Below are 25,759 nucleotides of genomic sequence, written 5' to 3' on the forward strand. Positions count from 1 at the left end.
AGGAGAGTGATCCGTGCCCGAGTTGATGAACGCCATCGCTGCCAAAAGTCCGTCGCGCCTGGTCGCGGCTGAGCCGTTCTGTCGCGCCGAGCCTTCGTTGGCTGGATTCACCCACTGGTTCGAGACCGTCGACGGTGTCAGGCTGCACTATGTCAGCGGTGGACCGCCGGATGGCGAGGTGGTGGTGCTGCTCGCAGGCTTCCCCGAAAGCTGGTTTGCCTGGCGCAAGGTCATGCCGCTGCTCGGGTCGCGCTATCGGGTCATTGCGCCGGATCTCCCAGGACAGGGGGACTCGGATCGGCCAGCCGAAGGCTATGACACGCAGGCCCTGGCCACGGCGGTGCACCGCCTGCTGCAGCAGCTCGGTCTCACCCGCTATCATCTGGTGGCCCATGATATCGGCGCGTGGGTGGCCTATCCCTATGCGGCCTTGTTCGAAGCCGAGGTGCGCAGCCTGGCCCTGCTCGATGCAGGAATTCCCGGCGTCACCTTGCCCGAGGCGTTGCCGTTCGCGCCAGACCGCGCGTGGCGCACCTGGCACTTCGCGTTCCACGCCGTCGCGGATCTCCCGGAGATGCTGATCCATGGCCGCGAACGCGACTATCTCGCCTGGTTCCTGCGGCGGAAGGGGGCCAGTCCAGAAGCGTTCTCCGAATGCGATCTCGACGAATATGCCCGCGTGCTGACCAAGGCCGGCGGCTTGCGCGCCGGGCTCGCCTATTATCGTGCCGCCGCACTGTCAGCGCTTCAGAACCGCGAACTGAAAGCCAGGGGCAGGCTGAAGCCGCCGGTGCTGGCCGTTGGCGCCGACCAGGGATCGATCGTGGACATGGCCGCGCCGCTCAGGGAGGTCGCTGATCAAGTGGAGGGCATCACCATCTCCTCGTGCGGCCACTACATTCCGGAAGAGCAGCCTGCCGTTTTGGCCGAGGAGCTGGACGCCTTCTTCAGCCGCATCGGTACCGCGCCGAGCTGAGCTCTCGCGCGATGTCGCAGCTTGCCGTCGGCAAACCTATGCCGAAGCAGGCCGCATCGCGATCCGGTCGATCCAGACGCCGATGAGGATGCCGACCACATAGGCGGCAATGTTCCACAGTGAGAAGATGCGGCCGAGCAGCAGCGCGCCCGCCAGCGTCAGGCGAAAGCTGTCGAGCCAGGGCGTGTGGATCAGCCTGAAGGCTTCGACGATGGCGGCGATGGCGAGCGCGAGGCCGGCGATCTGCCCCACCGCCATTCGCGGCAGCAGCGCGACGAGCAGCATATAGACCATCGTCGCCCAGAGCACGGAGCCGCCATACTTGACGATCAAGGCGGGAAGGCCGAGGCCGGGACCGTGGAAACGCAGGCCGAGCCCGAGCGCGATCACGATCAGCGCCGTCGCGAGCGCTCGTGCTGCGCGGCGGCGCCTGTCAGCGCGGGCGAGCATCCCGGGTGACGAGAGCGTCATGCGCGTGCCGCGCCCCCGCGATGCGCCGACGGGCTGTGGGGTTTCAGGTTTTCCGATTGACTTGCCACGACCGATGCTCAACACCGCCCATCAACTACCAATGTCTGCAATGCTCCCGGGAGGAGACCGATGAGTCCGTCCGCCACCACCCCGGCCGCGCCTGGCCGCTCCGACATCGAGGCCGCGACCATCCGCGCCATCTCCTGGCGGCTGATTCCCTTCCTGGTGCTGGCCTATTTCTTCTCGTATCTGGATCGCGTCAATCTCGGCTTCGCCGCGCTGACCATGAACGCCGAGCTGAAGTTCTCGCCGCTGGTGTTCGCCTGGGGCGCCGGCATCTTCTTCATTGGCTATTTCATCTTCGAGGTGCCGAGCAATCTGGCGCTGGAGAAGTTCGGCGCCAGCCGCTGGATCGCGCGCATCATGGTGACCTGGGGCATCATCTCGGCGCTGATGGCGCTGGTCTCGGGCCCGTGGAGCTTCTACACGCTGCGCTTCCTGCTCGGCGTCGCCGAGGCCGGATTCTTCCCGGGCATCATCCTCTATCTCACTTACTGGTATCCCGCGCAGTATCGCGCGCGCTTCCTCGCCGCCTTCGCGGTTGCCGTGCCGATTTCGACCGTGATCGGCGCGCCTGTGTCGGGCCTGCTGCTCGGCCTGCACGGCTTGATGGGACTGCAGGGCTGGCAGTGGCTGTTCATCATCGAGGGCATCCCCTCGGTCATCCTCGGCGTGGTCACCTGGTTCTACCTGACCGACCGGCCCGAACATGCAACCTGGCTGTCGGCGGAGCAGAAGGCCTGGCTCGCGGCAAGGCTCGAGGCCGAGACGGCGGCGAAGCAGGCCGCCGGACACATGACGCTCGGCGAGGCGCTGTCGTCGCCCAAGGTGATCGTGCTCAGCCTGATCTATTTCGGCTTCGTCGGCGCGCTCTACGGCATGCAGTTCTGGCTGCCGCAGATCGTCAAGGCGTTCGGACTGACCAATGTGCAGACCGGCTTCGTCACCGCGATTCCCTATGCGTTCGGCACCGTGGCGATGATCCTGTGGGCGCGGCATTCGGATGCGACGCGCGAGCGCGTCGTGCACGTCGGTGCGCCACTGATCCTGATCGCGGTGGCGCTGGCCGCCTCGAGCATGATCGGCGATCCCACGCTCACCATGGTCGCGCTGACGGTTGCCGCGATCGGCGTGTTCTGCGTGTTCGGCGTGTTCTGGACCTTGCCCACGGCGTGGCTGTCGGGCACGGCCGCCGCCGGCGCCATCGCGCTGATCAATTCGATCGGCAATCTCGCCGGTTTCGGCGGCCCCTATCTGGTCGGCTGGATCAAGGACACCACCGGCTCCACCACCCATGGCCTGCTCGCATTGTCGGTGCTGCCGCTGATCGCCGGGCTGCTGGTGTTCTTCGGCGGCCATGAGAGCAAGGTCGAATTCGCAGGCCAGGCGCCGGCGGAATAGCGACCGCACAATCGGCTGACGATTGCAGAGGCTTGAGATCGCCCATCGAGTGAGGTGACGAAGGGCCCGGTCTCGACCGGGCTCTTTGTTGTGGCTTCCAGGCAGGGGCACGTGCGCTCCGCGGGGTCGAGGCGGGGGCGATCCGCGGCGGCCGCGCGGGCGTTCGTTGGCAGGCTGCATCAGCCGACCGAACCCGAAGCTCGAGATGAGGAGGATGGTGCCGACCAGTGCGGGATTCCGGGTTCGACGGCTGCCGCCGTCGCCTTGGCTGGGGCGGGAGTCCCCAAGAGCCCACCTGCCGCGCCAATGAGCACCTGCGGCAACGTGTCCAGATGTTCACGAAGTCCTGATCACTGACGAATATTGACAATCATCACTCAACATTCGACACTCGCTCGCAACTGCAGCGAGGGTGCGCCATGTTGATCCGCCTTATTTTCGCGAGCTATTCCAAGCTGTTGACCGGTCTTGCGCTGGCCACCATGGCCGTCGCCCTGGCCGGGTGCAATGAAACCGTCGCCCAGAAGGCCGAGCCGGTCCGGCCGGTTCTGGTCGCCCCGGTCCACTATGAGGCCGAGACGCCCGAACGCAGCTTCGTCGGCACCATCCGGCCGCGCATCGAGGCCGATATCGGCTTCCGCGTCGCCGGCAAGGTCGCCAAGCGCCTGGTCGAGGTCGGCCAGACTGTCGATGTCGGCCAGCCGCTGGCCACGCTCGACGAGGTCGACCTGAAGCTCCAGGCCGAGCAGGCTGAAGCCGAATTCCGCGCTGCCACCGGCGTGCTGGCGCAGGCGTCCGCCGCCGAGACCCGCGCCAAGGAGCTGCGGGCCAAGGGCTGGACCACGGATGCCCAGATGGACCAGGCCAGGGCGTCCGCCGACGAGGCGAGGGCACGGCTCAACCGTGCCGAACGCTCGGTCGAACTGACCCGCAACTCGCTGTCCTACGCGACGCTGGTTGCGGATGCGCGCGGCGTGGTCACCGCGAGCATGATCGAGCCGGGCGTGGTGGTTGCCGCCGGCCAGGCCGCGATCCGGGTCGCGCGCTTCGCCGAGAAGGAGGCGGTGGTCGCGATCCCGGAGACGCTGCTCGAACGCGCCAAGACCGGCAGCGCCTACGTCACGCTGTGGTCGGACGCCGACAAGAAATATGCGGCCAAGCTGCGCGAGATCGCGCCGGCCGCCGATCCCGCCACGCGCACCTATCTCGCCAAATTCTCGCTGCCGGACGCCGGCGAGGCCGTCTCGCTCGGCATGACCGCGACCTTGACGCTCGCCGATCCCGCCACCACCCGCGTCGCGCGGCTGCCGCTGTCGGCGCTGTTCAGCGAGGGCCGCGATCCGTCGCTCTATGTGGTCAACGACAAGGGCGAGGTGACGCTGAAGCCGGTGAAGGTGAAGGCCTATGACAGCAAGGACGTGCTGGTCACCTCGGGCGTCGACGAGGGTGAGAAGGTCGTGGCGCTCGGCGTGCAGAAGATCGATCCCGCGCAGAGAGTGCGCGTGGTCTCGGCGCTGACGTTCTGATGGCATGATGGCCTCATGGTTCGAGACGCGCGGCGACGCCGCGCTCCTCACCATGAGGAGCTAAATCCTCATCCTGAGGAGGCGCGAAGCGCCGTCTCGAAGAGATTGAGGCCACCGAAGCGCGAAGCAACTAGGTCCTCATCGGAGAGCACCCATGAAGCGGTTCAACCTGTCGGCCTGGGCGGTCAATCATCCGCCGCTGGTGCTGTTCCTGATCATTGCGCTCGGCGTCGCCGGCTTCTTCTCCTATCAGAAGCTCGGCCGCGCCGAAGATCCGTTCTTCACCGTCAAGGTCGTCAACGTCTCGGTGATGTGGCCGGGCGCGACCGCCGTGGAGATGCAGAGCCAGGTCGCCGACCCCATCGAGAAGAAGCTGCAGGAGCTGCCTTATTTCGAGAAGGTGCAGACCTATTCGAAGCCGGCCTTCACCGCGATGCAGGTGACCTTCCGCGATTCGACGCCGCCGAAGGAGGTGCCGCATCTGTTCTACCTGATCCGCAAGAAGCTCGACGACGTGCAGTCCTCGCTGCCGTCGGGCATCGTCGGTCCGTTCGTCAATGACGAGTTCTCCGACGTCGATTCGATCCTGTTCATGATGACCGGCGACGGTGCCGACTATGCGCAATTGAAGAAGACCGCCGAAGGTCTGCGCCAGCGCCTGCTGAAGGTCGCCGGCGTCACCAAGGTCAATCTCTACGGCACCCAGGACGAGCGCATCTATGTCGAGTTCAGCCATGCCAAGCTCGCCACGCTCGGCATCACGCCGCAGGCGCTGTTCGATTCGCTGGCCAAGCAGAACAATGTGACTCCGGCCGGCACGGTCGAGACCTCGTCGCAGCGCGTGCCGCTGCGCGTCACCGGCGCGCTCGATGGCGCCAAGGCGGTGGCGGAGACGCCGGTCGAAAGCAACGGTCGGGTGTTCCGGCTCGGCGACATCGCCACCGTCACCCACGGCTACGTCGATCCGCCGAGCTTCAAGGTGCGGCAGGAAGGCAAGCCCGCGCTCGGCATCGGCGTCGTCACGGCCAAGGAGGCCAACATCCTGGAGCTCGGCAAGGAGGTCCACGCCGCGGCCGACGACTTCATGAAGGCCGTGCCGCAGGGCATCGAGATCGAGCAGATTGCCGACCAGCCCAAGGTGGTCGAGCACGCCGTCAGCGAGTTCGTGCATTCGTTCGTCGAGGCGCTGGTGATCGTGCTGTTCGTGTCGTTCCTGGCGCTCGGGTGGCGCACCGGCATCGTCGTGGCGCTGTCGGTGCCGCTGGTGCTGGGGCTCGTCTTCATCGTCATGAACATCATGGGGCTGAACCTGCACCGCATTTCGCTTGGGGCCCTCATCATTGCGCTCGGCCTTCTGGTCGATGATGCCATCATCGCGGTCGAGATGATGGTGGTGAAGATGGAGCAGGGCTGGGACCGGATGCGCGCGGCGTCGTTTGCGTGGGAGTCCACCGCGTTCCCGATGCTGACCGGCACCCTGGTCACGGCCGCGGGCTTCCTGCCGATCGGCTTCGCCAATTCCGCGGTCGGCGAATATGCCGGCAGCATCTTCTGGATCGTCGCCATCGCGCTGGTCGCGTCCTGGTTCGTCGCGGTGATCTTCACGCCCTATATCGGCGTCAAGCTGCTGCCGGACATGAAGGCCCATCACGGCCATGACGAACACGCGGTCTACGACACGCGCATGTATCGCGGCCTGCGCGCCATCGTGCGCTGGTGCGTCGATCACCGCATCACCACCGTCGCTGCGACGGTCGGCGTGTTCGCGGCATCGATCGTCGCCTTCGGCCACGTCCAGCAGCAGTTCTTCCCGCTGTCGGAACGCCCCGAGCTGTTCCTGCAGTTGCGGCTGCCGGAGGGCACCGCGTTCGGTGTCACCGAGAAGGCGGCGCGCGAGGCCGAGGCGCTGCTGAAGGACGACAAGGACATCGAGACCTACACCGCCTATGTCGGGCAGGGCTCGCCGCGCTTCTGGCTCGGCCTCAACCCGCAACTGCCGAACGAGGCCTTCGCCGAGATCGTGATCGTCGCCAAGGACGTCGCCGCGCGCGAGCGCATCAAGGCCAAGATCGAGACCGCGGCTGCGAACGGCGAGCTGAACGAAGCGCGCGTCCGCGTCGATCGCTTCAATTTCGGTCCGCCGGTCGGCTTCCCCGTCCAGTTCCGCGTCATCGGTCCCGATGCGGCCAAGGTGCGCGAGATCGCCCATCAGGTGCGTGACGTCATGCGCCAGAACCCGAATGTCAGGGATCCGCAGCTCGATTGGAACGAGCAGTCGCCTTACCTCAAGCTGGTCGTCGACCAGGATCGTGCCCGTGCGCTCGGCCTGACCCCGCAGGACGTGTCGCAGTCGCTGGCGATGCTGATCTCCGGCGTCCAGGTCACGACCATCCGTGACGGCATCGAGAAGGTCGGCGTCGTCGCGCGCGCGGCACCGTCCGAACGGCTGGATCTCGCCCATGTCGGCGACCTCACCATCACCTCGAAGAACGGCGTGGCGGTGCCGCTGCAGCAGATCGCCAAGATCGAATATTCCCACGAGGAGCCGATCCTGTGGCGGCGCAACCGCGACATGGCGATCACGGTGCGCGCCGACGTGGCGGATGGCGTGCAGGCGCCTGATGTCACCAACCAGATCTCGCCGAAACTGCAGGATATCCGCAACCACCTCGAGCCCGCCTACCGGATCGAGGCCGGCGGCGCGTTCGAGGAATCAGCCAAGGGCAATGCCTCGATCTTCGTGCTGTTTCCGCTGATGGTCATCGTGATGCTGACCCTGCTGATGATCCAGCTTCAGAGCTTCTCGCGGCTGATCCTGGTGTTCCTGACCGCGCCGCTCGGCATCGTCGGAGCGTCACTCGGACTGAATGTCGCCAACGCGCCGTTCGGCTTCGTCGCGCTGCTCGGCCTGATCGCCCTCGCCGGCATGATCATGCGCAACGCGGTGATCCTGGTCGATCAGATCGAGACCGACGTCGCCCATGGCCTGACCCGCAAGGACGCGATCATCGAGGCCACGGTGCGCCGCGCCCGCCCCGTGGTGCTGACCGCGCTGGCGGCGATCCTGGCCATGATCCCGCTGTCGCGCTCGGCGTTCTGGGGCCCGATGGCGATCACCATCATGGGCGGGTTGTTCGTTGCAACCTTCCTGACGCTGCTGTACTTGCCTGGATTGTATGCCCTATGGTTCCGCAAGAGTCTGGACGAGCGCGGAGCGAAAGACGCGGATCATTCCGCAGCGCAGCACGTTGACGTGCCGAGGCCTTCGCTTCCTCTGGCCGAGGCCGCCGAATGAAGGATCAACAAGATCGCAGGCATGATGACCCTGGTTTCCGACCATATCGAATCCGACACGCACGAGCGCATTCTCGTCGTTGCTGAGCGCCTGTTTCGACAGATCGGCTACCAGAAGACGACCGTCGCCGACATCGCCAAGGAGCTCCGCATGAGCCCGGCGAATGTCTACCGGTTCTTCGACTCGAAGAAGGCGATCCACCGGGGGGTCGCCCGCACGCTGATGGCCCAGGTCGAGGCGGCCGCCATCGCGATCGCGGAGCGGCCCGGTCCGGCGGCACCGCGGCTGCGCGAGCTGCTCGGCACGATCCATCGCATGAACACCGAGCGCTATGTCGGCGACAACAAGCTGCACGAGATGGTCGCGGTGGCGATGGAGGAGAGCTGGGACGTCTGCGAGGCGCACATGCTGCTGATCACCGAGATCATCGGCCGCGTGATCGGGCAGGGCGCGGCGTCCGGCGAATTCGCGGTCACCGACCTGACGCTGGCGGCAAAATGTGCGACGACCGCGATGATGCGCTTCTTCCATCCGCAGATGATCGCGCAATGCGCGACCAAGCCGGGCCCGACGATCGACGAGATGATCGATTTCGTGCTGGCAGGGCTTGGTTCCAGGGGCGCTGCGGTCTAGGTTGCAGTCATTCCGGGGCGATGCGAAGCATCGAACCCGGAATCTCGAGATTCCGGGTTCGCCTCTTCCGATCAAAGTGGCTTCGCCATTTTTGTCGCGCGAGGCGCCCCGGAATGACTGCTGCTTAGGAGACGACGGCGTGATCGAACGCGACTTGCATTTCTACGAACCGAAGAACGGCCACGGCCTGCGCCACGATCCCTTCAACGCCATCGTCGCGCCGCGTCCGATCGGCTGGATCTCGTCGCGTGATCCTGATGGGCACGTCAACCTTGCGCCCTACAGCTTTTTCAATGCGTTCAACTACACGCCGCCGATCATCGGCTTCTCCTCGACGCAGTGGAAGGACTCGGTTGCCAACATCCAGGACACCGGCGAGTTCGTCTGGAACCTGGTGACGCGCGGGCTTGCGACGCAGATGAATGCGACCGCCGCGCATGTCGCGCGCGAGGTCGACGAGTTCAAGCTCGCGGGCGTGACGCCGGTGCCGTGCAAGTTCGTCAACGTGCCGCGGGTCGGCGAAAGCCCCGTCGCGTTCGAATGCAAGGTGACGCAGATCATCCAGCTGCAGGGCGCCGACGGCACCAAGGCCCAGGCCTGGCTGACGCTCGGCGAGGTGGTCGGCGTGCATATCGACAAGACGCTGATCAAGGACGGTGTCTACCAGACAGCGCTCGCGCATCCGATCGTCCGCGCCGGCCGTCGCGGCGACTATTTCGAGATCATGCAGGAGGCGATGTTCGAAATGGCGAGGCCGGACTGACGGCCCTGCTTGGCGCCTTCTTGAACGCTCCCGCAATTGGAGACCATCCGACGTGACCGAAGCGACCGCCCATGCCGCGCCGACCGAGCCCCGCGGCGATCTCTGCATCCGCACGCTGGCGATGCCGGCGGACACCAACGCCAATGGCGACATCTTCGGCGGCTGGCTGCTCAGCCAGATGGACGTCGGCGGCGGCGTGTTCGCCGCCAAGGTCGCGAAGTCGCGCACGGTGACGGTCGCGATCGAGGCGATGAACTTCCGCAAGGCGGTCTATGTCGGCGATCTCGTTTCGGTCTACGCACATCTCGTCCGCGTCGGCCGGACGTCGATGACGGTGCGTCTCGAAGCCTGGGTGCTGCGCCGGAAAGAGGAGCAGCCGATCCTCGTCACCGACGGCAATTTCACCTATGTCTCGATCGACGACGGCGGCCGGCCGCAGCCGATCCAGCGTGATGGCGTGATCGCGACCTGATCACATTCGCGGTCGGCGGCCGCAAATAACCTCCGTTAATGCGCGGCATATGCCGCTCGCTCGGCATAGGAACCGGCATCCGGCGATGCGCGTTCATTCGAGCACGTTCGCGCGGCGTCTGCGCCGATCACTCTCGCGCGATCTACGTCCGGTCCACAGGGCAGGCGTCTTTACGATGTTTGCAAGTTCTGGTTGCTTGGATGCGCGTTGCCGCGTCTCTGCCGTATTGCGCGCTTCGAGTGGCGCGCCGGACGGACAGCAATCATGGCAGTCCGTTTCCGACCAACAAGGCAAAAAATGCCAGCCGGAAAAAATTGCCGGCACAGGGGAAATGGTGGGGGCATGTTGCGCGAACAGGGTGGGAGGAAGTCCATGTCGGACGTCGACGAGAAACTGACCTTGCAGGTGCTGAAGAAGCTGCAGCAGCGGCTCCTCCATGCCGAGCGCAGGATTGGCGTCTACGAGCATCAGCTCAGCGCGTTTCGTGAACATCACGTCGAGGTGCTGAGGGATCTGCGCACGATCTATCAGTTGCTCGGTCGGCATCAGCACTGTCTCGGCGGAGCCGATGCATCGCTGCACAAGGCGACGCTCGTCCCGGATGATCCGCACTGATTCGGCAAGGCGTCACGGCGTGAGGGCGTGCAGCGCAGCCAACATAACATCCACACAATTTCCTGTTGGCATTCACGTCGGAATAGCCGGGGCTCCCTGCACGGAACATTCGTCATGGAGCTCGGTTATACGCCCCGGAATGAACGACGGGATTGCGCAATGTCCGAAACCTATATCATCGAGGTCAGCTCCCAGGCGGCGGGGATCGTCATCCGCGACCGCGGCGGCTTTCGCTTCTTCGCGGCGTCCCATCGCTTCAATGCCCTCGAGGGCCAGGTGTTTCGCAATGCCCGCGAAGCCGAACGCGCCGCGATTCGGCTCGTGACCGGTGAGCTGAGCGCAGCCGCCTGAGCGAGCTCGGCGCACGTGGACGTAGGCCGGACCAAGGCCGCGTCTGAGCTGCTCCGGGGCGAGCGATTGCTGCGATGCGCCCAATGCTTCGCCGATTGACGCTTGACTCGATCAGCATCACCATGGTGCAGCTTGTCCTGAAAGCCTGCCATGGCCGTCCTGTCCCAACGCCAGACCGACATCCTCAACATCGCCCGCGCCTCCGGCCGCGTCATGGTGGAGGATCTCGCGCGCCGCTTCGAGGTCTCGGCCCAGACCATCCGCAAGGATCTCAACGATCTGTGCGAGCAGCGCGCGCTGACGCGCATTCATGGCGGGGCCATCATCGCCTCCGGGGTCGAGAATCTCGCCTACGAGGCGCGGCGCTTCGTCGCTGCCGACGAGAAGAAGGCGATCGGTGCGGTCGCAGCCGCGCGGATTCCGAACGGCTCCTCGCTGTTCATCAATATCGGCACCACGACGGAGGAGGTGGCGAGCGCGCTGTCGTCGCACCAGGACCTGCTCGTCATCACCAACAATCTCAACGTCGCGATGCTGCTCTATCCGCATCCGCGCATCGAGGTGATCGTGGCCGGCGGCACCGTGCGGCGCTCGGACGGCGGCGTCATCGGATCGACCGCGACGCAACTGATCGGCCAGTTCAAGGTCGACTACGCGATCATCGGCGCGTCCGCGATCGACGAGGAGGGCGCGCTGCTCGACTTCGACTATCGCGAGGTCCAGGTTGCGCAGGCGATCATCGCCAATGCCCGCAGCGTGATGCTGGTCGCCGATTCCACCAAGCTCCACCGCAGCGCGCCGGTGCGCATCGCCCATCTCAGCCAGATCCAGACCTTCGTCACCGACCGCCCCCTGCCGGACGGACTGGCGAGCCTCTGCCATAGCCGCGGCATCGAGGTGGTCTCGGCGATGTCCGCCGACGATGCCGACGACGCCGCAGAGGCAACCGAAACGGCGGGGTCCGCCGTTCTCCGCCGCGCCTGACTTTCCGCCACTCTCGCAGGCTCCTTGATCCCGGTTTGGGCAGCTTTTGCCCAACCGCGGCCCAACATGCGAATTTCGATTTGCTTTCACTTTCGTTTGTGTTTAACTCGAAACCGAAAGTGAAATCGCCGCAGTCAAGGCGATTGCCGGGGGATACGTCTGTTGGAGCGGATCTACGACCTCGCCATTATCGGAGGCGGCGTGAACGGTTGCGGCATCGCGCGCGATGCGGCCGGACGCGGAAATTCCGTTTTCCTGTGTGAAATGAACGATCTGGCGAGCGGAACCTCGTCCTGGTCGACCAAGCTCGTGCACGGCGGCCTGCGCTATCTCGAATATTACGAGTTCCGGCTGGTCCGCGAGGCGCTGATCGAGCGCGAAGTCCTGTGGCAGATCGCGCCCCATATCATCCGTCCGCTGCGCTTCGTGCTGCCACATCATTCGGGGCTGCGCCCGGCCTGGCTGCTGCGCCTCGGCCTGTTCCTCTATGACCATCTCGGCGGCCGCAAGCTGCTGCCGCCGACGCGGTCGGTGAACCTGCGCAGCGACGAGGTCGGCCGCCCCTTGATCCCCGGGCGCTACAGCAAGGGCTTCGAATATTCCGACTGCTTCGTCGACGATGCGCGCCTGGTCGTGCTGACCGCTCGGGATGCCGCCGATCGCGGCGCCGTCATCCGCACCCGCACGCGTGCGACCGAGATCCATCAGGATGGCAGCCACTGGCTGGTCACGACCGAGAACACCCAGACCGGCGAGCGCGAGACCATCAAGGCGCGCGCGCTGGTCAATGCCGCCGGTCCCTGGGTCGAGCAGGTGCTGGCGACCGGCGCCGGCGTCAATGCGAAAGCGAAGGTGCGGCTGGTGCAGGGCTCGCACATCGTGGTGCGCAAGCTCTACGATCACGACCGCGCCTACATCTTCCAGAACGCCGACGGCCGCATCATCTTCGCCATTCCCTATCAGCAGGATTTCACGCTGATCGGCACCACCGATCGCGACTATCAGGGCGATCCGGCCAAGGTGAAGGCGACCGACGAGGAGATCGCCTATCTCTGCGCCGCGCTCGGGGAATATCTCGCCAAGCCGGTGACGCCGGCCGACGTCGTGTGGAGCTATTCCGGCGTGCGGCCGCTCTATGATGACGGCGCCAGCGAGGCCAAGGCAGCGACCCGCGACTACGTATTCGAGCTCGATACGCCCGGCGGCCTGCCGCTGCTGTCGATCTATGGTGGCAAGATCACCACCTACCGGCGCCTGTCGGAAGAGGCGCTGGAGCGTCTTGCGTCCTATCTGAAAGGGGGCAAGGCGGAGGAAGGCTGGACCGGCAAGGCGCCGCTGCCCGGCGGCGACATGAAGGTCTCGGCCGTCGGGCCGTTGATTGCGGATCTCTGCAAGACCTTTCCGTTCCTGTCGGATGCACATGCGAAGCGCATCGCCCTTGCCTACGGCACGCGGGCTGCGGCCATGCTCGCCGGTGCGACATCTTTGGCCGATCTCGGCCAGGACTTCGGTGGCACCTTGACGGAGCGTGAAGTCAGGTACCTGATGACGGACGAGTGGGCGTTGACGGCCGAGGACATCGTGTGGCGTCGATCGAAGCTGGGGTTGCGGATGTCTGCGGCTGAGATCGCCGCCCTCGAGGCGTGGATCACAGCCAATCGCGAGCGCTCCACCTTGCCGGCGCGTGAGGCGGGAGGACGCGCATGAGCGTCACGCTCGATCACGTCTCCCGAATTGTCGACGGCGTGACCACCATTCGCGACGTCTCGCTGACCTTGCAGCGCGGCACGCTGAGCGTGCTGCTCGGGCCGACGCTGTCCGGCAAGACCTCGATCATGCGGCTGCTCGCCGGCCTCGACAAGCCGACCACCGGCCGCGTGCTGGTCGACGGCAAGGACGTCACCGGCGCCGATGTGCGGCAGCGCTCGGTCGCGATGGTCTATCAGCAATTCATCAACTATCCCTCGCTGACGGTCTATGAGAACATCGCCTCGCCGCTGCGCGTGCAGGGCAAGTCGCGCCAGGAAATCGAGAAGCGCGTGGCGGAAGCGGCGCGGCTGCTCCGGCTCGAGCCCTATCTGAAGCGCACGCCGCTGCAGCTCTCCGGCGGCCAGCAGCAGCGCACCGCGATCGCGCGCGCCCTGGTCAAGGGTGCCGACCTCGTGCTGCTGGACGAGCCGCTCGCCAATCTCGATTACAAGCTGCGCGAGGAGCTGCGCACCGAGCTGCCGCGCATCTTCGAAGCCTCGGGCGCGATCTTCGTCTACGCCACCACCGAGCCGTCGGAGGCGCTGCTGCTCGGTGGCCGCACCATCTGCATGTGGGAAGGGCAGGCGCTGCAGGCCGGCGATACCGCGGCCGTGTATCGCCGACCCGATACCTTGCGTGTCGGCCAGGTGTTCTCGGACCCGCCGATGAACACGGTCGAGATCCAGAAGCGCGGCGAGAGCGTGGAGTATGCCGGCGGGGTCAAGGCGCCGGCGGTCGGCCTCTATGCCGATCTGTCCGATGGTGCCTACCGCGTGGGCTTCCGCCCGCATCAGCTCGGGCTTGGCAAAGGCGATGGCAGCCACGGCCGCCATGCCTTTCCCGCGATCGTCTCGGTCACCGAGATCACGGGATCGGAGAGCTTCGTGCATCTGACGCGCGACGGCATGAACTGGGTCGCCGTGCTGCACGGCGTCCATGAATATGAGCCCGGCGAGATCCTCGACGCGGTGCTCGATCCGTCCAATGTGTTCGTGTTCGACGCCGGCGACCGCCTGGTCGCCGCGCCGGCGATCTGAGGGAGATGCCGCATGGCCCGCATTGACCTCGTCGATCTCGCCCACGCCTACAACGGCAACAGCGGCGATATCGAGAGCTACGCGCTGAAGCCGGTGACGATGACCTGGCGCCAGGGCGGCGCCTATGCGCTGCTCGGCCCGTCCGGCTGCGGCAAGACCACCTTGCTCAACCTGATCTCGGGCATTCTCACGCCCTCGCACGGCAAGATCCTGTTCGACGGCACCGACATCACCAAAGCCTCGACCCGTGAGCGCAATATCGCGCAGGTGTTCCAGTTCCCGGTGATCTACGACACGATGACGGTCGGCGAGAACCTCGCCTTTCCGCTCAAGAACCGCGGCGTGCCCAAGGCCGAGATCGACAAGCGCGTCGCCGAGATCGCGCGTCTCCTCGATCTGACTCCGGACCTCAACCGCAAGGCGACACGGCTCACCGCCGACGCCAAGCAGAAGATCTCGCTCGGCCGCGGCCTGGTGCGCTCCGATGTCGCCGCCGTCTTGTTCGACGAGCCGCTGACCGTGATCGATCCCGAGCTGAAATGGCAGCTGCGTTCGAAACTGAAGGCGCTGCATCGTGAGCTCGACCTGACGATGATCTACGTCACCCACGACCAGACCGAGGCGCTGACCTTCGCCGACACCGTCGTCGTCATGCATGACGGCCGCGTGGTGCAGAGCGGCACGCCGGCAGAGCTGTTCGACAAGCCGGCGCATACCTTCGTCGGCTACTTCATCGGCTCGCCGGGCATGAACATCCTCTCCGCCGAGGTGAAGGGACGCGAGGCCCGCATCGACGGTCACACGCTGACGCTGTCGCGCAGCTACGACGCGCTGCCGGCCGGAGCCAAGATCGAGATCGGCGTCCGTCCGGAATTCGTCGATGTCGCTCAGCCCGGACCCGGCCTGCTCGATGCCAATATCGAGCGCGTCGACGATCTCGGCCGCATCCGCTTCGCGCGCGTCCGTGTCGGCGACGTCAAGTTCGCCGCGCGACTGCCGGCCGGCTTCTCGCCGCAGGGCTCCGCGATCGGGCTGAAGTTCAATCCAGCCTATGTCCACGTCTATGCCGACAGCCGTCTCGTCGAGGGAGCCTGAGTGATGGACAAGACCATCAACAACAAGGCCTGGTTCCTGGTGCTGCCGGTGTTCCTGCTGGTGGCGTTCTCCGCCATTCTGCCGCTGATGACGGTGGTGAACTATTCGATGCAGGACACCTTCGGCAACAACCAGTTCTTCTGGAACGGTGTCGGCTGGTTCAAGGAGCTGCTCGATCCCTCGACCGATCTCGGCGGCCGCTTCCTCGCCTCGCTGTGGCGCAACCTGATCTTTTCCGGCGCAATTCTCGCCATCGAGGTCCCGCTCGGCATCGTGATCGCGCTGGCGATGCCGCGGCAGGGCTGGACCGTGGCGTTCGCACTGGTCGTGCTGGCATTGCCGCTGTTGATTCCGTGGAACGTTGTCGGAACCATCTGGCAGATCTTCGGGCGTCCCGACATCGGCCTGCTCGGCTATGTGCTCAACGCCATCGGCCTCGACTACAACTACGTCTCCAACGAGGCTGACGCCTGGTTCACCGTCATCCTGATGGATGTCTGGCACTGGACCAGCCTGGTGGCGCTCCTATGCTACTCCGGCCTCAAATCGATCCCGGACGCCTACTACCAGGCGGCCCAGATCGACGGCGCCTCGCGCTGGGCGGTGTTCACCGCGATCCAGCTGCCGAAGATGCACCGCGTGCTGCTGATCGCCGTGCTGCTGCGCTTCATGGACAGCTTCATGATCTATACCGAGCCGTTCGTGGTCACCGGCGGCGGCCCGGGCAATTCCACCACCTTCATCTCGATCGAGCTGGTCAAGATCGCGCTCGGCCAGTTCGACCTCGGCAAGGCCGCGGCGCTGTCGCTGGTCTACAATCTGATCATCCTGATCGTCTGCTGGGTGTTTTACACCATCATGACCAATGCCGGCGCCGAGCGCCGGCCGGTGGAAGGGGGCGCGTGATGAACACGATTCCGGGCCGCCGAATCATCATCTCGCTGTTCCTGGTCTTCCTGCTGTTGCCGATCTATTGGCTCGTCAACATGAGCTTCAAGACCAACACCGAGATCGTCTCGACCATGACGCTGTGGCCGCATCAGCCGACCATCGCGAACTACATGCGCATCTTCACCGACGAGAGCTGGTATTCCGGCTACATCAACTCGTTGAAATACGTCGTCATCAACACGGTGATCTCGATTGCCGTAGCGCTGCCGGCGGCCTACGCCTTTGCGCGCTACCGCTTCCTCGGCGACAAGCATCTGTTCTTCTGGCTGCTGTCGAACCGCATGGCGCCGGCCGCGGTCTATGCGCTGCCGTTCTTCAATCTCTACTCGGCGATCGGGCTGTTCGATACGCCCTGGGCGGTGGCGCTGGCCCATTGCATCTTCAACATCCCGCTCGCGGTCTGGATTCTCGAGGGCTTCGTCTCGTCCGTGCCGCGCGAGATCGACGAGACGGCGTTTCTGGACGGCTACTCGTTTCCGCGCTTCTTCATCAAGATCCTGGTGCCGCTGATCGCCAGCGGCATCGGCGTGGCGGCGTTCTTCTGCTTCATGTTCTCCTGGGTCGAACTCCTGCTGGCGCGCACGCTGACGGCGACCGAAGCCAAGCCGATCTCGGCGATCATGACGCGAACCGTGTCTGCCGCCGGCATGGACTGGGGCCTGCTCGCCGCCGCCGGCGTGCTGACCATCATCCCCGGCGCGCTCGTGATCTGGTTCGTCCGCAACTACATCGCGCGCGGCTTCGCGCTGGGACGGGTGTGATGATGATTTCATGTCGCCGCAGTCTCCGCTCCACCTCTCCCGCCTGCGGGGGAGGTCGCGTCGCATCGTCAGATGCGATGCGGGTGGGGACCTCTGTCCTCTCGGGCAGTTCGATTCGCGGCGCCCCCACCCCAACCCTCCCCCGCAAGCGGGGGAGGGGGGCCGCTACCGCCTGGAGTCACTGAGCCATGGACAACATCGCATGGATGGCATGGACCCTGCCGACAGCAATCTTCTTCGCCGCGCTGGCCTGCACGCTGGTCGTCATGACCTGGCTCGCGGCCCGCTACCCCGAGGCCGAGCGGGTCGGAGTGCTGCGCATTCCGACCACGCGCGGCGATCGTCTGTTCATCTCGCTGATCTTGGCGGCGATCATCCATCTTGCCTGGATCGGCCTGGTCGGCACCGACACGATTACGACCTTGCCGATCGGCGAGGAAGGGTTTGAGGTTTCGAGCCTGTGGCTCGCAACCGCAATTTCGCTTGCGTCCGCCGTTGCGATCTTTCGCACCGTCTGACGCAAGTGAAAAGGGGCAGATCCGGGGGCAACCCGGACCTGGAATATTGTCGCTCAAGGAGGAAAGCATGCGACACTTGAAGCCTAGGAAGCATCACTTGACCAAGGCCCGCTACCTCGCGATGACCAGCGCCGCAGCGCTGTTTGCCGCGGGCATGACGATGTCCGTTCCGGCAAAGGCCGACGAGGCCGCCGCGAAGAAGTGGATCGACAGCGAGTTCCAGCCGTCGACGCTCTCGAAGGACGACCAGATGAAGGAAATGCAGTGGTTCATGAAGGCCGCTGAACCCTTCAAGGGCATGGAGATCAACGTTGTCTCCGAGACGCTGACAACCCACGAATACGAGTCCAAGACTCTGGCAAAGGCGTTCGAAGAGATCACCGGCATCAAGGTCAAGCACGACATCATCCAGGAAGGTGACGTCGTCGAGAAGATCCAGACCCAGATGCAGTCCGGCAAGAATGTCTATGACGGCTGGATCAACGACTCCGATTTCATCGGCACCCACTTCCGCTACGGCCAGGCCGTCGACCTGACGGACTGGATGGCGAAGGACGCCAAGGACGTCACCGATCCGATGCTCGACGTCAACGACTTCATCGGCAAGTCCTTCACCACCGCGCCCAACGGCCATTTGTATCAGCTGCCCGACCAGCAGTTCGCCAACCTGTATTGGTTCCGCTACGACTGGTTCACCAACCCGGACTACAAGGCCAAGTTCAAGGCCAAGTATGGCTACGACCTCGGCGTGCCGGTGAACTGGTCGGCCTACGAGGACATCGCCGAGTTCTTCACCAACGACATCAAGGAGATCAACGGCGTCCGAGTCTATGGCCACATGGACTACGGCAAGAAGGATCCCTCGCTCGGCTGGCGTTTCACCGACGCCTGGCTGTCGATGGCCGGTAACGGCGACAAGGGCCTCCCGAACGGCCTGCCGGTCGACGAATGGGGCATCCGCATGGAAGGTTGCCGTCCGGTCGGCTCCTCGGTCGAGCGCGGCGGCGACGTCAACGGACCTGCCGCAGTCTATTCGATCGTCAAGTATCTCGACTGGATGAAGAAGTATGCTCCGCCGCAGGCCCAAGGCATGACCTTCTCGGAATCCGGCCCGGTGCCGTCGCAGGGCAACATCGCTCAGCAGATCTTCTGGTACACCGCCTTCACCGCCGACATGGTCAAGCCCGGCCTGCCGGTGATGAACGCCGACGGAACGCCGAAGTGGCGCATGGCTCCGTCGCCGCACGGCTCCTACTGGAAGGACGGCATGAAGCTCGGCTATCAGGACGTGGGATCGTTGACGCTCCTGAAGTCCACGCCGGTCGATCGCCGCAAGGCGGCCTGGCTCTATCTGCAGTTCATCGTCTCGAAGACGGTGTCCTTGAAGAAGAGCCATGTCGGTCTGACCTTCATCCGTGAATCGGACATCTGGGACAAGTCGTTCACCGAGCGCGCGCCGAAGCTCGGCGGCTTGATCGAGTTCTACCGCTCGCCCGCGCGCGTGCAGTGGACCCCGACCGGCAACAACGTGCCCGACTATCCGAAGCTCGCGCAGCTGTGGTGGCAGAACATCGGCGATGCGTCGTCCGGTGCGAAGACGCCGCAGCAGGCGATGGACGCACTCGCAGCCGCGCAGGACTCCGTGCTCGAGCGTCTTGAGAAGTCCAAGGTCCAGGGCGACTGCGGGCCGAAGCTGAACAAGAAGGAGTCGGCCGAGTACTGGTTCAACAAGTCGGCGAAGGACGGCAACATCGCTCCGCAGCGCAAGCTCGCGAACGAGAAGCCGAAGGGCGAGACGATCGACTACGACACGCTGATCAAGTCGTGGCCGGCGTCGCCTCCGAAGCGCGCCGAGGCGAAATAGCAACCTCTCCTTCGGACGACCGGCGACAGGTCGGTCGTCCCCGGGGAGTTTGGAAGGCCGGGAGCAATCCCGGCCTTCTTCTTTTTCGTTGACTTGTTCGGTCGTGCGAGTTCGGATCTGGATGCCAGTGGCCCGGATGAGACCGGGTCGAGCTCTGGAATTTGCGATGCGCATGATCTTTCGCTGCGACCCCGTCCTTGCGGATCACCTGCTGCGACCGGTGCCGGCCCGAACCATGCTGCCGGAATGGTTGCGCCAGATGCCGGCCTCGGCGCATTCGGAGCTTCACGGGCGCGACATCCGCACGGTCAAGCAGTGTCCCCCCTTTGTCGACGCGATGGCCTATGGCGTGACGATTCTGCTGCCCTGCGACGTCAGGGTCGAGCGCGGCGCATTCGCCTGGGAATGGGACATTCCGGCGCCGGCGACCAAGGGACATCCGCGTGCGCCATTGAGCTTTCATGTCGCGGCCCAATTGGCCGGTGCGCCGTTTGCGTCGGACAAGCAGGCCGCCATCAAGTTCAATTCCTTCTGGACGATCGAGTGCGAAGCCGGGTGGTCGCTGTTCGCGACGCATCCGATCAACCGCGAGGACCTGCCGTTCCGGACCCTGTCGGGCCTGGTCGATGCGGATCGCTTCCACGACGGCGGCATCAATTTTCCAGCGCTCTGGCTCGATCCGGATTTCACCGGCATCCTGGCCAGGGGAACGCCGGTGGCGCAATGCTTTGCGGTATTGCGCGAGCCGCCGCAGCTCGTGTTCGAGCCGCTCGACGACGCGCAGCGGGATACGTATGCCGGGACGGTCGCCGAGGTGCTCGCGACACCAAACGTGTACCGCAAGAAATTTCGCGCACGCCGCGGCCGCCTAACCAGCTGAGTTCAGGGCGCGCTTCAACGCGGCAGGATCGATCCAAAGTCTGCCATGCGGAGCCGAGGTGAGCGCCATGGCGATGGCACCGAACATCTGTGGGCGAAGCCGATAGGCACAAGCATAGGCCTGCATTGCCGCGTCGGGGTCGCCGCTCTCCTGCAGGACGATGCCGAGATTGAGCGCCGCTTCGGCGTGATCCGGCCTTATCGCCAGCACGCGGCGATAGGCTGCGGCAGCTCCCGCGAGATCCGCAACATCCTGTCGCACGAGGCCGAGATCGAACCAGACCGAGGCCGGCGCAGCCGGGTTGGCTGCGCGTTCGAGGACGGTCCGTGCCGTATCGAAGTCGCCGTTCTCCCAGGAAAGACGTCCGAGCCGCGCTAGCGCTTCGTCGTGCTCCGGTATGACCTTGAGAATCGCCAGCCAAGCTGCCCGCGCCTGGGCTGCCATTCCTGCCTGATCGAGAATGCGCGCTTTTTCGATGAAGACATCGCGGCGGGGTGACAGCGCGATGGCGCGGTCGACATGGGCGAGCGCGCGCTCGAAATCCTTCCCCACCCGCGCGATGCGCGCCGCAAGCAGCCGAGCTGCGGCATGGTCCGGCCGGCGGGCCAGACTGGCCTCGATGCGCAACCGTGCTGCGGCGTTGTCCTCGACCGCGAACAGCACTGCGGCAAGCAGATGGCTCAACATCGGTTCGTCTGGACTTTGCTTCAAGCCCGTTTCGCACAGCCGTTGCGCCTCTGCCGCGCGCCCTGCGTTGAAGGCGGCCGTGGCGCGTCGCGCGATCTCTTCGGTGGTTTCGCTCATATTCACGATCATATACGGTCGGGCCGGACAACTGAACTCGGGTGCCGGCTCCGGACTCATCGTCCGCGGTGATGCGAGCGGTGCCCTCGCCGGCTCGAGCTGGGCGAACTTGAGGCCGATGCGCACCACCGTAGCGCAGCAAGCGCTCGCGCCCGTTCCATCCGGGAATTCTTCCCATCGGCCTGGGGACATATTCCATGAGGCAAGTGTCTTGAAGCTGCCGAGAACAGGCGGCACTCTCGGCTTGCGAACAGTGCAGCCGTTCCATTGCAGCTCTGCCCGGGTATCAAAACCAAGAGCCCTCCGGGGAGAACGGTGGACGGCACGGGGCTCCGCGGCTGCATCGAGGACCCCCAAGGTCCCTTACAGGGAGTACGGCCATGGATCAGGCGCACATCGCCAATATCGCGAGCACGCTGCCGGAGGCGTTGTCGCCCTGGACCATGTTCATGCAGGCCGACATCGTCGTGAAGTCGGTGATGATCGGCTTGGCGTTGGCCTCGGTGGCAACCTGGACGGTGCTGGTCGTCAAGACCATTCAGCTCCGCTCGGCGCTGCGCACGGCCCGCGGCGCGCTCGGCATCACCATGGCGGCCCGCTCCTTGGCCGATGCGACAGGACGCATTTCGGCCGATGAGGGTGTCGTCGGCCGACTTCTCGCCCTGGCCGACGACGAGATCGACAAGTCGCGCGGCCTGCCTGCCGACGGCATCAAGGAGCGCGTCTCCTGGCAGTTCGAGCGGATCGAGGCGGCGGCAGTGGCGCGCATCGGCCGCGGCATCGGCATTCTCGCCACCGTCGGCGCCGTCGGCCCGTTCGTCGGCCTGTTCGGCACGGTCTGGGGCATCATGAACAGCTTCATCGGCATCTCGCATGCGCATACGACCAACCTCGCGGTGGTGGCGCCGGGCATCGCGGAAGCGCTGCTCGCGACCGCCTTCGGCCTCGCCGCCGCGATTCCCGCGGTCGTGATCTACAACCTGTTCGCGCGCGCCACCGGCGGCTATCGCGCCGTCATCGCCGATGCGTCGGTGGCGGTGATGCGCCTGCTCAGCCGCGATCTCGACCGGCAGCATGCGGGGCCCGCCGAGGCGCGGCGCAGCGCCATCCGCGCGGTCGAGGCGCCGATGCTGTCGATCGCCAATCCGGCGGAGTGAGCCATGGCCGTCAAGCTCGCCCGGCGCACCGACGAGTTCGAGGAGACGCACGACATCAACGTGACGCCGTTCATCGACGTCATGCTGGTGCTCCTGATCATCTTCATGGTCGCCGCGCCGCTCGCCACGGTCGACGTCCCGGTCAACCTGCCGGCGATCTCGGCCGAGCCGCAGCCGCGCGCGGAGACGCCGGTCTTCGTCACCTTCAAGGCCGACCGCTCGCTTGCCGTCGGCGACCAGAGCGTGGCGCAGGCCGACATCGCCGCCTCGCTCGATGCCGCCACCAAGTCCGATCATGAGCAGCGCGTACTGCTGCGCGCCGATCAGACGCTGCCCTATGGCGAGGTGATGGCGCTGATGAACACGTTGCGCCGCGCCGGCTATACCAAGGTCGCACTCGTCGCACTGGAAGACCGGGGCGCGCAGTGAGCGTCCTGACGCTCGATCCGTTCGAACACGAGCAGCGCCGTGAGCGGACGCTGTGGACCATCGCCGCGCTGGTGGTGGCCGCGCTGCATGTCGGGCTCGCCGTCGGCTATCTGCTGCTGCGCCCCGCGCCGCAGGGGCGTGCCCAGGCGCCGGCCTTCGACGTCGTGTTCACCCCGGCGGTGGTGAGCGAGCCGGCGCCGACGGCGCAGGATGCGCCGGCGTCCGAGCCGCCGCCGGCGGAGGCGCCGAAGGAAGAGCAGGTGAAGGACGAGCCGGTCGCGCGTGAGGCCGTCGCTGAGCCTGTCCCGCCGGCTCCCTCCGAGCCGGAGCCGCAGGTCGTGGCCCAGCCTGACCTGGAGCCGGATGTCATTCCCTCGCCGGAGCCCGCGCCGCAGGTCGCCCTCGCGCCCGAGCCGCCGCGTGCGGACGATGTCGTTCTGCCGCCGCCGCCACCACCAAAACCGATCGAGGCGAAGCCGCCGGAGCCGAAGCCCGTTCCCGTGCCCGAGCGTGTCGAGCGCAAGCCGGTCGAGAAGAAGGAAACGAAGGAGCGGGCCGAGAGGAAGTCCGCACCGCCGAAGCCGGCTGCGGCGCCGGCGGCCCGGCCTTCACGGGTCGCGTCGGCGCCCAATCCCGGCGAGGACAGCGTCGGGGCGCGCGAGGGCCAGGCCAGTTGGAACGCCGAGGTGGTGGCGCAGATCCGCCGCGCCGCGGCCTATCCCTCCGACGGCAATGGCGCGAGCGGCACCGTCATGCTGAACGTCGTGATCGATCGCAACGGACGACTCTTGTCGCGACGGCTCGCCGGCAGCTCGGGCTCGCCGGCGCTGGACCGCGCGGCGATGGGCATCATCGAACGCGCCGCGCCGTTTCCGCGGTTTCCGCCGGCGATGGCGCAGACGCAGGTCTCGCGCACGGTGCCGCTGCATCTGAGGCCGCGCTGAACGCGGCGCCATCCGGAGCTACGTCCGGTGGCGCTCCGTCCCGCTATTTGCTGCACTCGGTCAGATCCGTATCGCGCACGACGAACTGCGCGCCTTCCTTGAGCTCGATGTTCTTGGCGACGCAGGTGCGGCCGCCCTTTTCGGACAGCTTGATGTCGTAGCGGCCGGACTTCACGCCGACCAAGGTCATGCGCTCGTTGTGGTCGACCTCGCCCTCGTCGTCGTTCTTGCACTGGTCGGCGCCCCAGGTCTTGGTGCCCGCGGCCGCCAGGTACATCTTCACGATGGTCTGGCCGGTGCGATTGAGAAAGCGCGGGCCGTCCTCGGCGGACGCGGCGGAGCCGGCCAGCATGAGAAGCGCGCAGGCGGTGACGAGGCGACGCATGACGAGTGTCCTTTTCTTATGATTGGTCACGGGATGAAGGCGCGCGGATCAGAAATCCTTGCCGATGCTGGTCTTGACGGCGAGGCCACGCGAGGCGTTGGTCAGGCCGTAGCCGAGGCCGAAGCTGAGCTCGAAGCCCTTGAAGCGGGTGTCGGCGACTGCGTAGAGCGTCTGCATCTGCTGATTCCAGGGCAGGATGTAGCCGAACGGTCCGAGATTGGAGAAATGCTCGATGCCGACGGTCCAGCGGTCGCTGAGGCGCTTGACGAAGCGCACCGACGGCTCGAACGCCGAGCCGGCGCCGTCGATGCCGAAGGTCATGTTGGCGTTGAAGATGAGCTGATAGTCGTTGGGCAGGTTGACGCCGATGATCGGCGTGAACATCTGCGCCACCCGCGGCGTCGCCTCCTGCACGAAGCGTGGCGCGCCGGGCTGGCCGGCGCCGGCCTTGTTGGCGACCCACAGATCGGGGGTGAGGCCGCCCTGCGGCGCCAGGATGGTGCGTGAGACCAGGCCGATGAAGACGGTGCGCTCGAGCCGGTCGCCCTGGATGAAGGTCTGGCGGATGGTGACGCCGCCGGACTGGAATGAATAGCCGGGCACGCCATTGTCCATCACGTTGCCCAGCGCCATCGGCACATTGGTGCGGGCAAAGGCGTAAGGCGAGGTCAACGCGATCTCGTACCATTCGGTCGGCGAGTAGCCGATCTCGGTCTCGCCGGTGACCGCACGCTGCGGCACGCGGCGTCCGCCGTTCTGTTGCGGATTGAAAGTCGTCAGATAGCCGAAGCGCTGCTCGACCTGGAAATGTCCGGGCGAGGCGGGGTCATTGCCCTGGATCTCCTCGGCCGCTGCGCCGAACGGCGCGAGCACGAGAGCACCGGCAGCCATGTACAATCGCGATCGTCTTCTTGCACTCCTGGCGATGCCGTTCGGCTGCATGTCCCCGCGCTCCCTTCAACTGATGAGCTAACGAGTCGCCGGGGCGAAAAAATGCGGGCCTGTCGGCTGAAAGATGACGCGATCGGGAAACGATCAGTCGTTGAATGCCGCATTTGCTCCGGCCTTTCCTGTTTCGGTGAGGAATAGGGATGTTTTGGCAAGTCGAACGGGACATTTTGACCGAGACAATATGGCGGCCATTTCGCGAGTGAATCTCAACACGGTGATGAATGTGGCGTGTTGCAAACACATTGAGGTCATAGAGCGAGGAAAACATCGGTTGCAGCATGCATTGCTGATCGCCGGATCAGCCAGAGAATGGACACGCCCGTGCTTCACACACCCGGTCATCGCCGCCGCTTGTCCGCTCAGCCGATGCCGCTCGGGCTGATAGTCGCGCTCCTCCTGTCCACGCTGCTGCCGGACGGACGCGCCTTCGCGGAGGAGACGCTGCGGGACCAATTGGAAGCCTGGTGGAGTCAAACCCACGCCGGCAAGAGAAGTCAGGTTGGGCAAGCCCAACACGCGTTGTCGGGGAGCGATGCCAAATCCGCAAGGCATGTCGCCAAGCGCAGACGCCACGTCGCCAACGCCCGGGCCGAGGCGGAGGGAGGCACCTTCGACCACGATAGCGGTCCGCGTCGCGACCGCCCGGGGAGATATTTCCTGCACGGACCGAGGTTCTAGTCCCGACGC

Annotated in this window: 25 protein-coding genes; 21 read left to right on the top strand and 4 right to left on the bottom strand. The window is 65.5% G+C overall.

Annotated features, from left to right (window positions below):
• Window positions 1-13: 13 nt before the first annotated feature.
• Window positions 14-976: an alpha/beta hydrolase gene (locus tag QW845_RS17090; protein ID WP_315802721.1), complete on the top strand. Its 963-nt coding sequence runs from the start codon at window positions 14-16 to the stop codon at window positions 974-976.
• A gap of 36 nt (window positions 977-1,012) precedes the next feature.
• Here the strand turns inward: QW845_RS17090 and QW845_RS17095 are convergent, their stop codons facing one another.
• Window positions 1,013-1,447 (bottom strand): DUF2809 domain-containing protein, encoded by a 435-nt coding sequence (locus tag QW845_RS17095; protein ID WP_315802722.1) that lies wholly within the window; start codon window positions 1,445-1,447, stop codon window positions 1,013-1,015.
• A 129-nt stretch (window positions 1,448-1,576) separates the two neighbouring features.
• Between QW845_RS17095 and QW845_RS17100 the strand changes: the two genes are divergently transcribed.
• From QW845_RS17100 to QW845_RS17180, 17 genes are all read left to right on the top strand, one after another.
• The gene (locus tag QW845_RS17100; protein WP_315802723.1) at window positions 1,577-2,908 is read left to right on the top strand and encodes an MFS transporter; all 1,332 of its coding nucleotides are present in this window, start codon (window positions 1,577-1,579) and stop codon (window positions 2,906-2,908) included.
• 419 nt (window positions 2,909-3,327) lie between these two features.
• A complete protein-coding gene (locus QW845_RS17105; protein WP_315802724.1) occupies window positions 3,328-4,434 on the top strand; it encodes an efflux RND transporter periplasmic adaptor subunit in 1,107 nt (368 codons plus the stop codon).
• 154 nt (window positions 4,435-4,588) lie between these two features.
• Entirely contained in the window at window positions 4,589-7,729 is a 3,141-nt protein-coding gene (locus QW845_RS17110) for an efflux RND transporter permease subunit (RefSeq protein WP_315802725.1), read from the top strand.
• A gap of 24 nt (window positions 7,730-7,753) precedes the next feature.
• Window positions 7,754-8,362, top strand: a complete 609-nt coding sequence (locus QW845_RS17115) for a TetR/AcrR family transcriptional regulator (protein WP_315802870.1) — start codon at window positions 7,754-7,756, stop codon at window positions 8,360-8,362.
• A gap of 139 nt (window positions 8,363-8,501) precedes the next feature.
• Window positions 8,502-9,125: a flavin reductase family protein gene (locus QW845_RS17120; RefSeq protein WP_315802726.1), complete on the top strand. Its 624-nt coding sequence runs from the start codon at window positions 8,502-8,504 to the stop codon at window positions 9,123-9,125.
• Window positions 9,126-9,177: 52 nt separating this feature from the next.
• Window positions 9,178-9,597: an acyl-CoA thioesterase gene (locus QW845_RS17125; protein WP_315802727.1), complete on the top strand. Its 420-nt coding sequence runs from the start codon at window positions 9,178-9,180 to the stop codon at window positions 9,595-9,597.
• A 372-nt stretch (window positions 9,598-9,969) separates the two neighbouring features.
• Window positions 9,970-10,212 carry a hypothetical protein gene (locus QW845_RS17130; RefSeq protein ID WP_315802728.1) on the top strand — a complete coding sequence of 81 codons (243 nt, stop codon included), beginning with the start codon at window positions 9,970-9,972 and terminating at the stop codon, window positions 10,210-10,212.
• Window positions 10,213-10,371: 159 nt separating this feature from the next.
• On the top strand, window positions 10,372-10,563 hold the full coding sequence (locus QW845_RS17135) for a hypothetical protein (protein WP_315802729.1): 192 nt from the start codon (window positions 10,372-10,374) through the stop codon (window positions 10,561-10,563).
• A 150-nt stretch (window positions 10,564-10,713) separates the two neighbouring features.
• A complete protein-coding gene (locus QW845_RS17140) occupies window positions 10,714-11,547 on the top strand; it encodes a DeoR/GlpR family DNA-binding transcription regulator (RefSeq protein WP_315802730.1) in 834 nt (277 codons plus the stop codon).
• 153 nt (window positions 11,548-11,700) lie between these two features.
• A complete protein-coding gene (gene glpD / locus QW845_RS17145; RefSeq protein WP_315802871.1) occupies window positions 11,701-13,254 on the top strand; it encodes a glycerol-3-phosphate dehydrogenase in 1,554 nt (517 codons plus the stop codon).
• Window positions 13,251-14,333, top strand: a complete 1,083-nt coding sequence (locus QW845_RS17150; protein WP_315802731.1) for an ABC transporter ATP-binding protein — start codon at window positions 13,251-13,253, stop codon at window positions 14,331-14,333. Before glpD ends, QW845_RS17150 begins: the two co-directional genes overlap by 4 nt.
• A 12-nt stretch (window positions 14,334-14,345) precedes the next feature.
• Entirely contained in the window at window positions 14,346-15,428 is a 1,083-nt protein-coding gene (locus QW845_RS17155; RefSeq protein ID WP_315802732.1) for an ABC transporter ATP-binding protein, read from the top strand.
• Between the two features lie 3 nt (window positions 15,429-15,431).
• A complete protein-coding gene (locus QW845_RS17160) occupies window positions 15,432-16,334 on the top strand; it encodes a sugar ABC transporter permease (RefSeq protein WP_315802733.1) in 903 nt (300 codons plus the stop codon).
• Window positions 16,334-17,140: a carbohydrate ABC transporter permease gene (locus tag QW845_RS17165; RefSeq protein ID WP_315802734.1), complete on the top strand. Its 807-nt coding sequence runs from the start codon at window positions 16,334-16,336 to the stop codon at window positions 17,138-17,140. The genes QW845_RS17160 and QW845_RS17165 overlap by 1 nt, the downstream gene beginning before the upstream one ends.
• Window positions 17,141-17,328: 188 nt before the next feature.
• Window positions 17,329-17,658, top strand: coding sequence for a DUF2160 domain-containing protein (locus QW845_RS17170; RefSeq protein ID WP_315802735.1), 330 nt, complete (start codon window positions 17,329-17,331; stop codon window positions 17,656-17,658).
• Between the two features lie 67 nt (window positions 17,659-17,725).
• Window positions 17,726-19,522 carry an ABC transporter substrate-binding protein gene (locus QW845_RS17175; protein WP_315802736.1) on the top strand — a complete coding sequence of 599 codons (1,797 nt, stop codon included), beginning with the start codon at window positions 17,726-17,728 and terminating at the stop codon, window positions 19,520-19,522.
• A 166-nt stretch (window positions 19,523-19,688) separates the two neighbouring features.
• On the top strand, window positions 19,689-20,402 hold the full coding sequence (locus tag QW845_RS17180; RefSeq protein WP_315802872.1) for a hypothetical protein: 714 nt from the start codon (window positions 19,689-19,691) through the stop codon (window positions 20,400-20,402).
• Here QW845_RS17180 and QW845_RS17185 read toward each other — a convergent pair.
• Window positions 20,391-21,563, bottom strand: coding sequence for a tetratricopeptide repeat protein (locus tag QW845_RS17185; RefSeq protein ID WP_315802737.1), 1,173 nt, complete (start codon window positions 21,561-21,563; stop codon window positions 20,391-20,393). The two genes, QW845_RS17180 and QW845_RS17185, sit on opposite strands and share 12 nt — an antisense overlap.
• 23 nt (window positions 21,564-21,586) lie before the next feature.
• On the opposite strand from QW845_RS17185, the gene exbB reads away from it, so the two are divergent.
• From exbB to QW845_RS17200, 3 genes are read left to right on the top strand one after another with little or no spacing between them, the layout of a single operon-like run.
• Window positions 21,587-22,363, top strand: coding sequence for a tonB-system energizer ExbB (gene exbB, locus QW845_RS17190; protein ID WP_315802738.1), 777 nt, complete (start codon window positions 21,587-21,589; stop codon window positions 22,361-22,363).
• A gap of 3 nt (window positions 22,364-22,366) precedes the next feature.
• Window positions 22,367-22,792: a TonB system transport protein ExbD gene (exbD, locus tag QW845_RS17195; RefSeq protein WP_315802739.1), complete on the top strand. Its 426-nt coding sequence runs from the start codon at window positions 22,367-22,369 to the stop codon at window positions 22,790-22,792.
• Window positions 22,789-23,736, top strand: a complete 948-nt coding sequence (locus tag QW845_RS17200; RefSeq protein ID WP_315802740.1) for a TonB family protein — start codon at window positions 22,789-22,791, stop codon at window positions 23,734-23,736. The genes exbD and QW845_RS17200 overlap by 4 nt, the downstream gene beginning before the upstream one ends.
• 43 nt (window positions 23,737-23,779) lie before the next feature.
• On the opposite strand, the gene QW845_RS17205 is transcribed toward QW845_RS17200, so the two are convergent.
• Together QW845_RS17205 and QW845_RS17210 are read right to left on the bottom strand one after the other, a co-directional pair.
• Window positions 23,780-24,121: a hypothetical protein gene (locus QW845_RS17205; RefSeq protein WP_315717331.1), complete on the bottom strand. Its 342-nt coding sequence runs from the start codon at window positions 24,119-24,121 to the stop codon at window positions 23,780-23,782.
• A 48-nt stretch (window positions 24,122-24,169) separates the two neighbouring features.
• The gene (locus QW845_RS17210) at window positions 24,170-25,012 is read right to left on the bottom strand and encodes a hypothetical protein (protein ID WP_315802741.1); all 843 of its coding nucleotides are present in this window, start codon (window positions 25,010-25,012) and stop codon (window positions 24,170-24,172) included.
• Between the last annotated feature and the right edge of the window lie 747 nt (window positions 25,013-25,759).

The sequence above is a fragment of the Bradyrhizobium sp. SZCCHNS3002 genome, assembly GCF_032377435.1.
In the GTDB taxonomy this organism is placed as follows: Bacteria; Pseudomonadota; Alphaproteobacteria; order Rhizobiales; family Xanthobacteraceae; genus Bradyrhizobium.

What these genes read in the sequence shown, in the direction of transcription:
- QW845_RS17095 (WP_315802722.1), bottom strand. Translation starts at nt 1,447, where the DNA reads ATGACGCTCTCGTCACCCGGGATGCTCGCCCGCGCTGACAGGCGCCGC.
- QW845_RS17100 (WP_315802723.1), top strand. Translation starts at nt 1,577, where the DNA reads ATGAGTCCGTCCGCCACCACCCCGGCCGCGCCTGGCCGCTCCGACATC.
- QW845_RS17105 (WP_315802724.1), top strand. Translation starts at nt 3,328, where the DNA reads ATGTTGATCCGCCTTATTTTCGCGAGCTATTCCAAGCTGTTGACCGGT.
- QW845_RS17110 (WP_315802725.1), top strand. Translation starts at nt 4,589, where the DNA reads ATGAAGCGGTTCAACCTGTCGGCCTGGGCGGTCAATCATCCGCCGCTG.
- QW845_RS17115 (WP_315802870.1), top strand. Translation starts at nt 7,754, where the DNA reads ATGACCCTGGTTTCCGACCATATCGAATCCGACACGCACGAGCGCATT.
- QW845_RS17130 (WP_315802728.1), top strand. Translation starts at nt 9,970, where the DNA reads ATGTCGGACGTCGACGAGAAACTGACCTTGCAGGTGCTGAAGAAGCTG.
- QW845_RS17135 (WP_315802729.1), top strand. Translation starts at nt 10,372, where the DNA reads ATGTCCGAAACCTATATCATCGAGGTCAGCTCCCAGGCGGCGGGGATC.
- QW845_RS17140 (WP_315802730.1), top strand. Translation starts at nt 10,714, where the DNA reads ATGGCCGTCCTGTCCCAACGCCAGACCGACATCCTCAACATCGCCCGC.
- QW845_RS17150 (WP_315802731.1), top strand. Translation starts at nt 13,251, where the DNA reads ATGAGCGTCACGCTCGATCACGTCTCCCGAATTGTCGACGGCGTGACC.
- QW845_RS17155 (WP_315802732.1), top strand. Translation starts at nt 14,346, where the DNA reads ATGGCCCGCATTGACCTCGTCGATCTCGCCCACGCCTACAACGGCAAC.
- QW845_RS17160 (WP_315802733.1), top strand. Translation starts at nt 15,432, where the DNA reads ATGGACAAGACCATCAACAACAAGGCCTGGTTCCTGGTGCTGCCGGTG.
- QW845_RS17165 (WP_315802734.1), top strand. Translation starts at nt 16,334, where the DNA reads ATGAACACGATTCCGGGCCGCCGAATCATCATCTCGCTGTTCCTGGTC.
- QW845_RS17170 (WP_315802735.1), top strand. Translation starts at nt 17,329, where the DNA reads ATGGACAACATCGCATGGATGGCATGGACCCTGCCGACAGCAATCTTC.
- QW845_RS17175 (WP_315802736.1), top strand. Translation starts at nt 17,726, where the DNA reads ATGCGACACTTGAAGCCTAGGAAGCATCACTTGACCAAGGCCCGCTAC.
- QW845_RS17180 (WP_315802872.1), top strand. Translation starts at nt 19,689, where the DNA reads ATGCGCATGATCTTTCGCTGCGACCCCGTCCTTGCGGATCACCTGCTG.
- exbB (WP_315802738.1), top strand. Translation starts at nt 21,587, where the DNA reads ATGGATCAGGCGCACATCGCCAATATCGCGAGCACGCTGCCGGAGGCG.
- exbD (WP_315802739.1), top strand. Translation starts at nt 22,367, where the DNA reads ATGGCCGTCAAGCTCGCCCGGCGCACCGACGAGTTCGAGGAGACGCAC.
- QW845_RS17205 (WP_315717331.1), bottom strand. Translation starts at nt 24,121, where the DNA reads ATGCGTCGCCTCGTCACCGCCTGCGCGCTTCTCATGCTGGCCGGCTCC.
- QW845_RS17210 (WP_315802741.1), bottom strand. Translation starts at nt 25,012, where the DNA reads ATGGCTGCCGGTGCTCTCGTGCTCGCGCCGTTCGGCGCAGCGGCCGAG.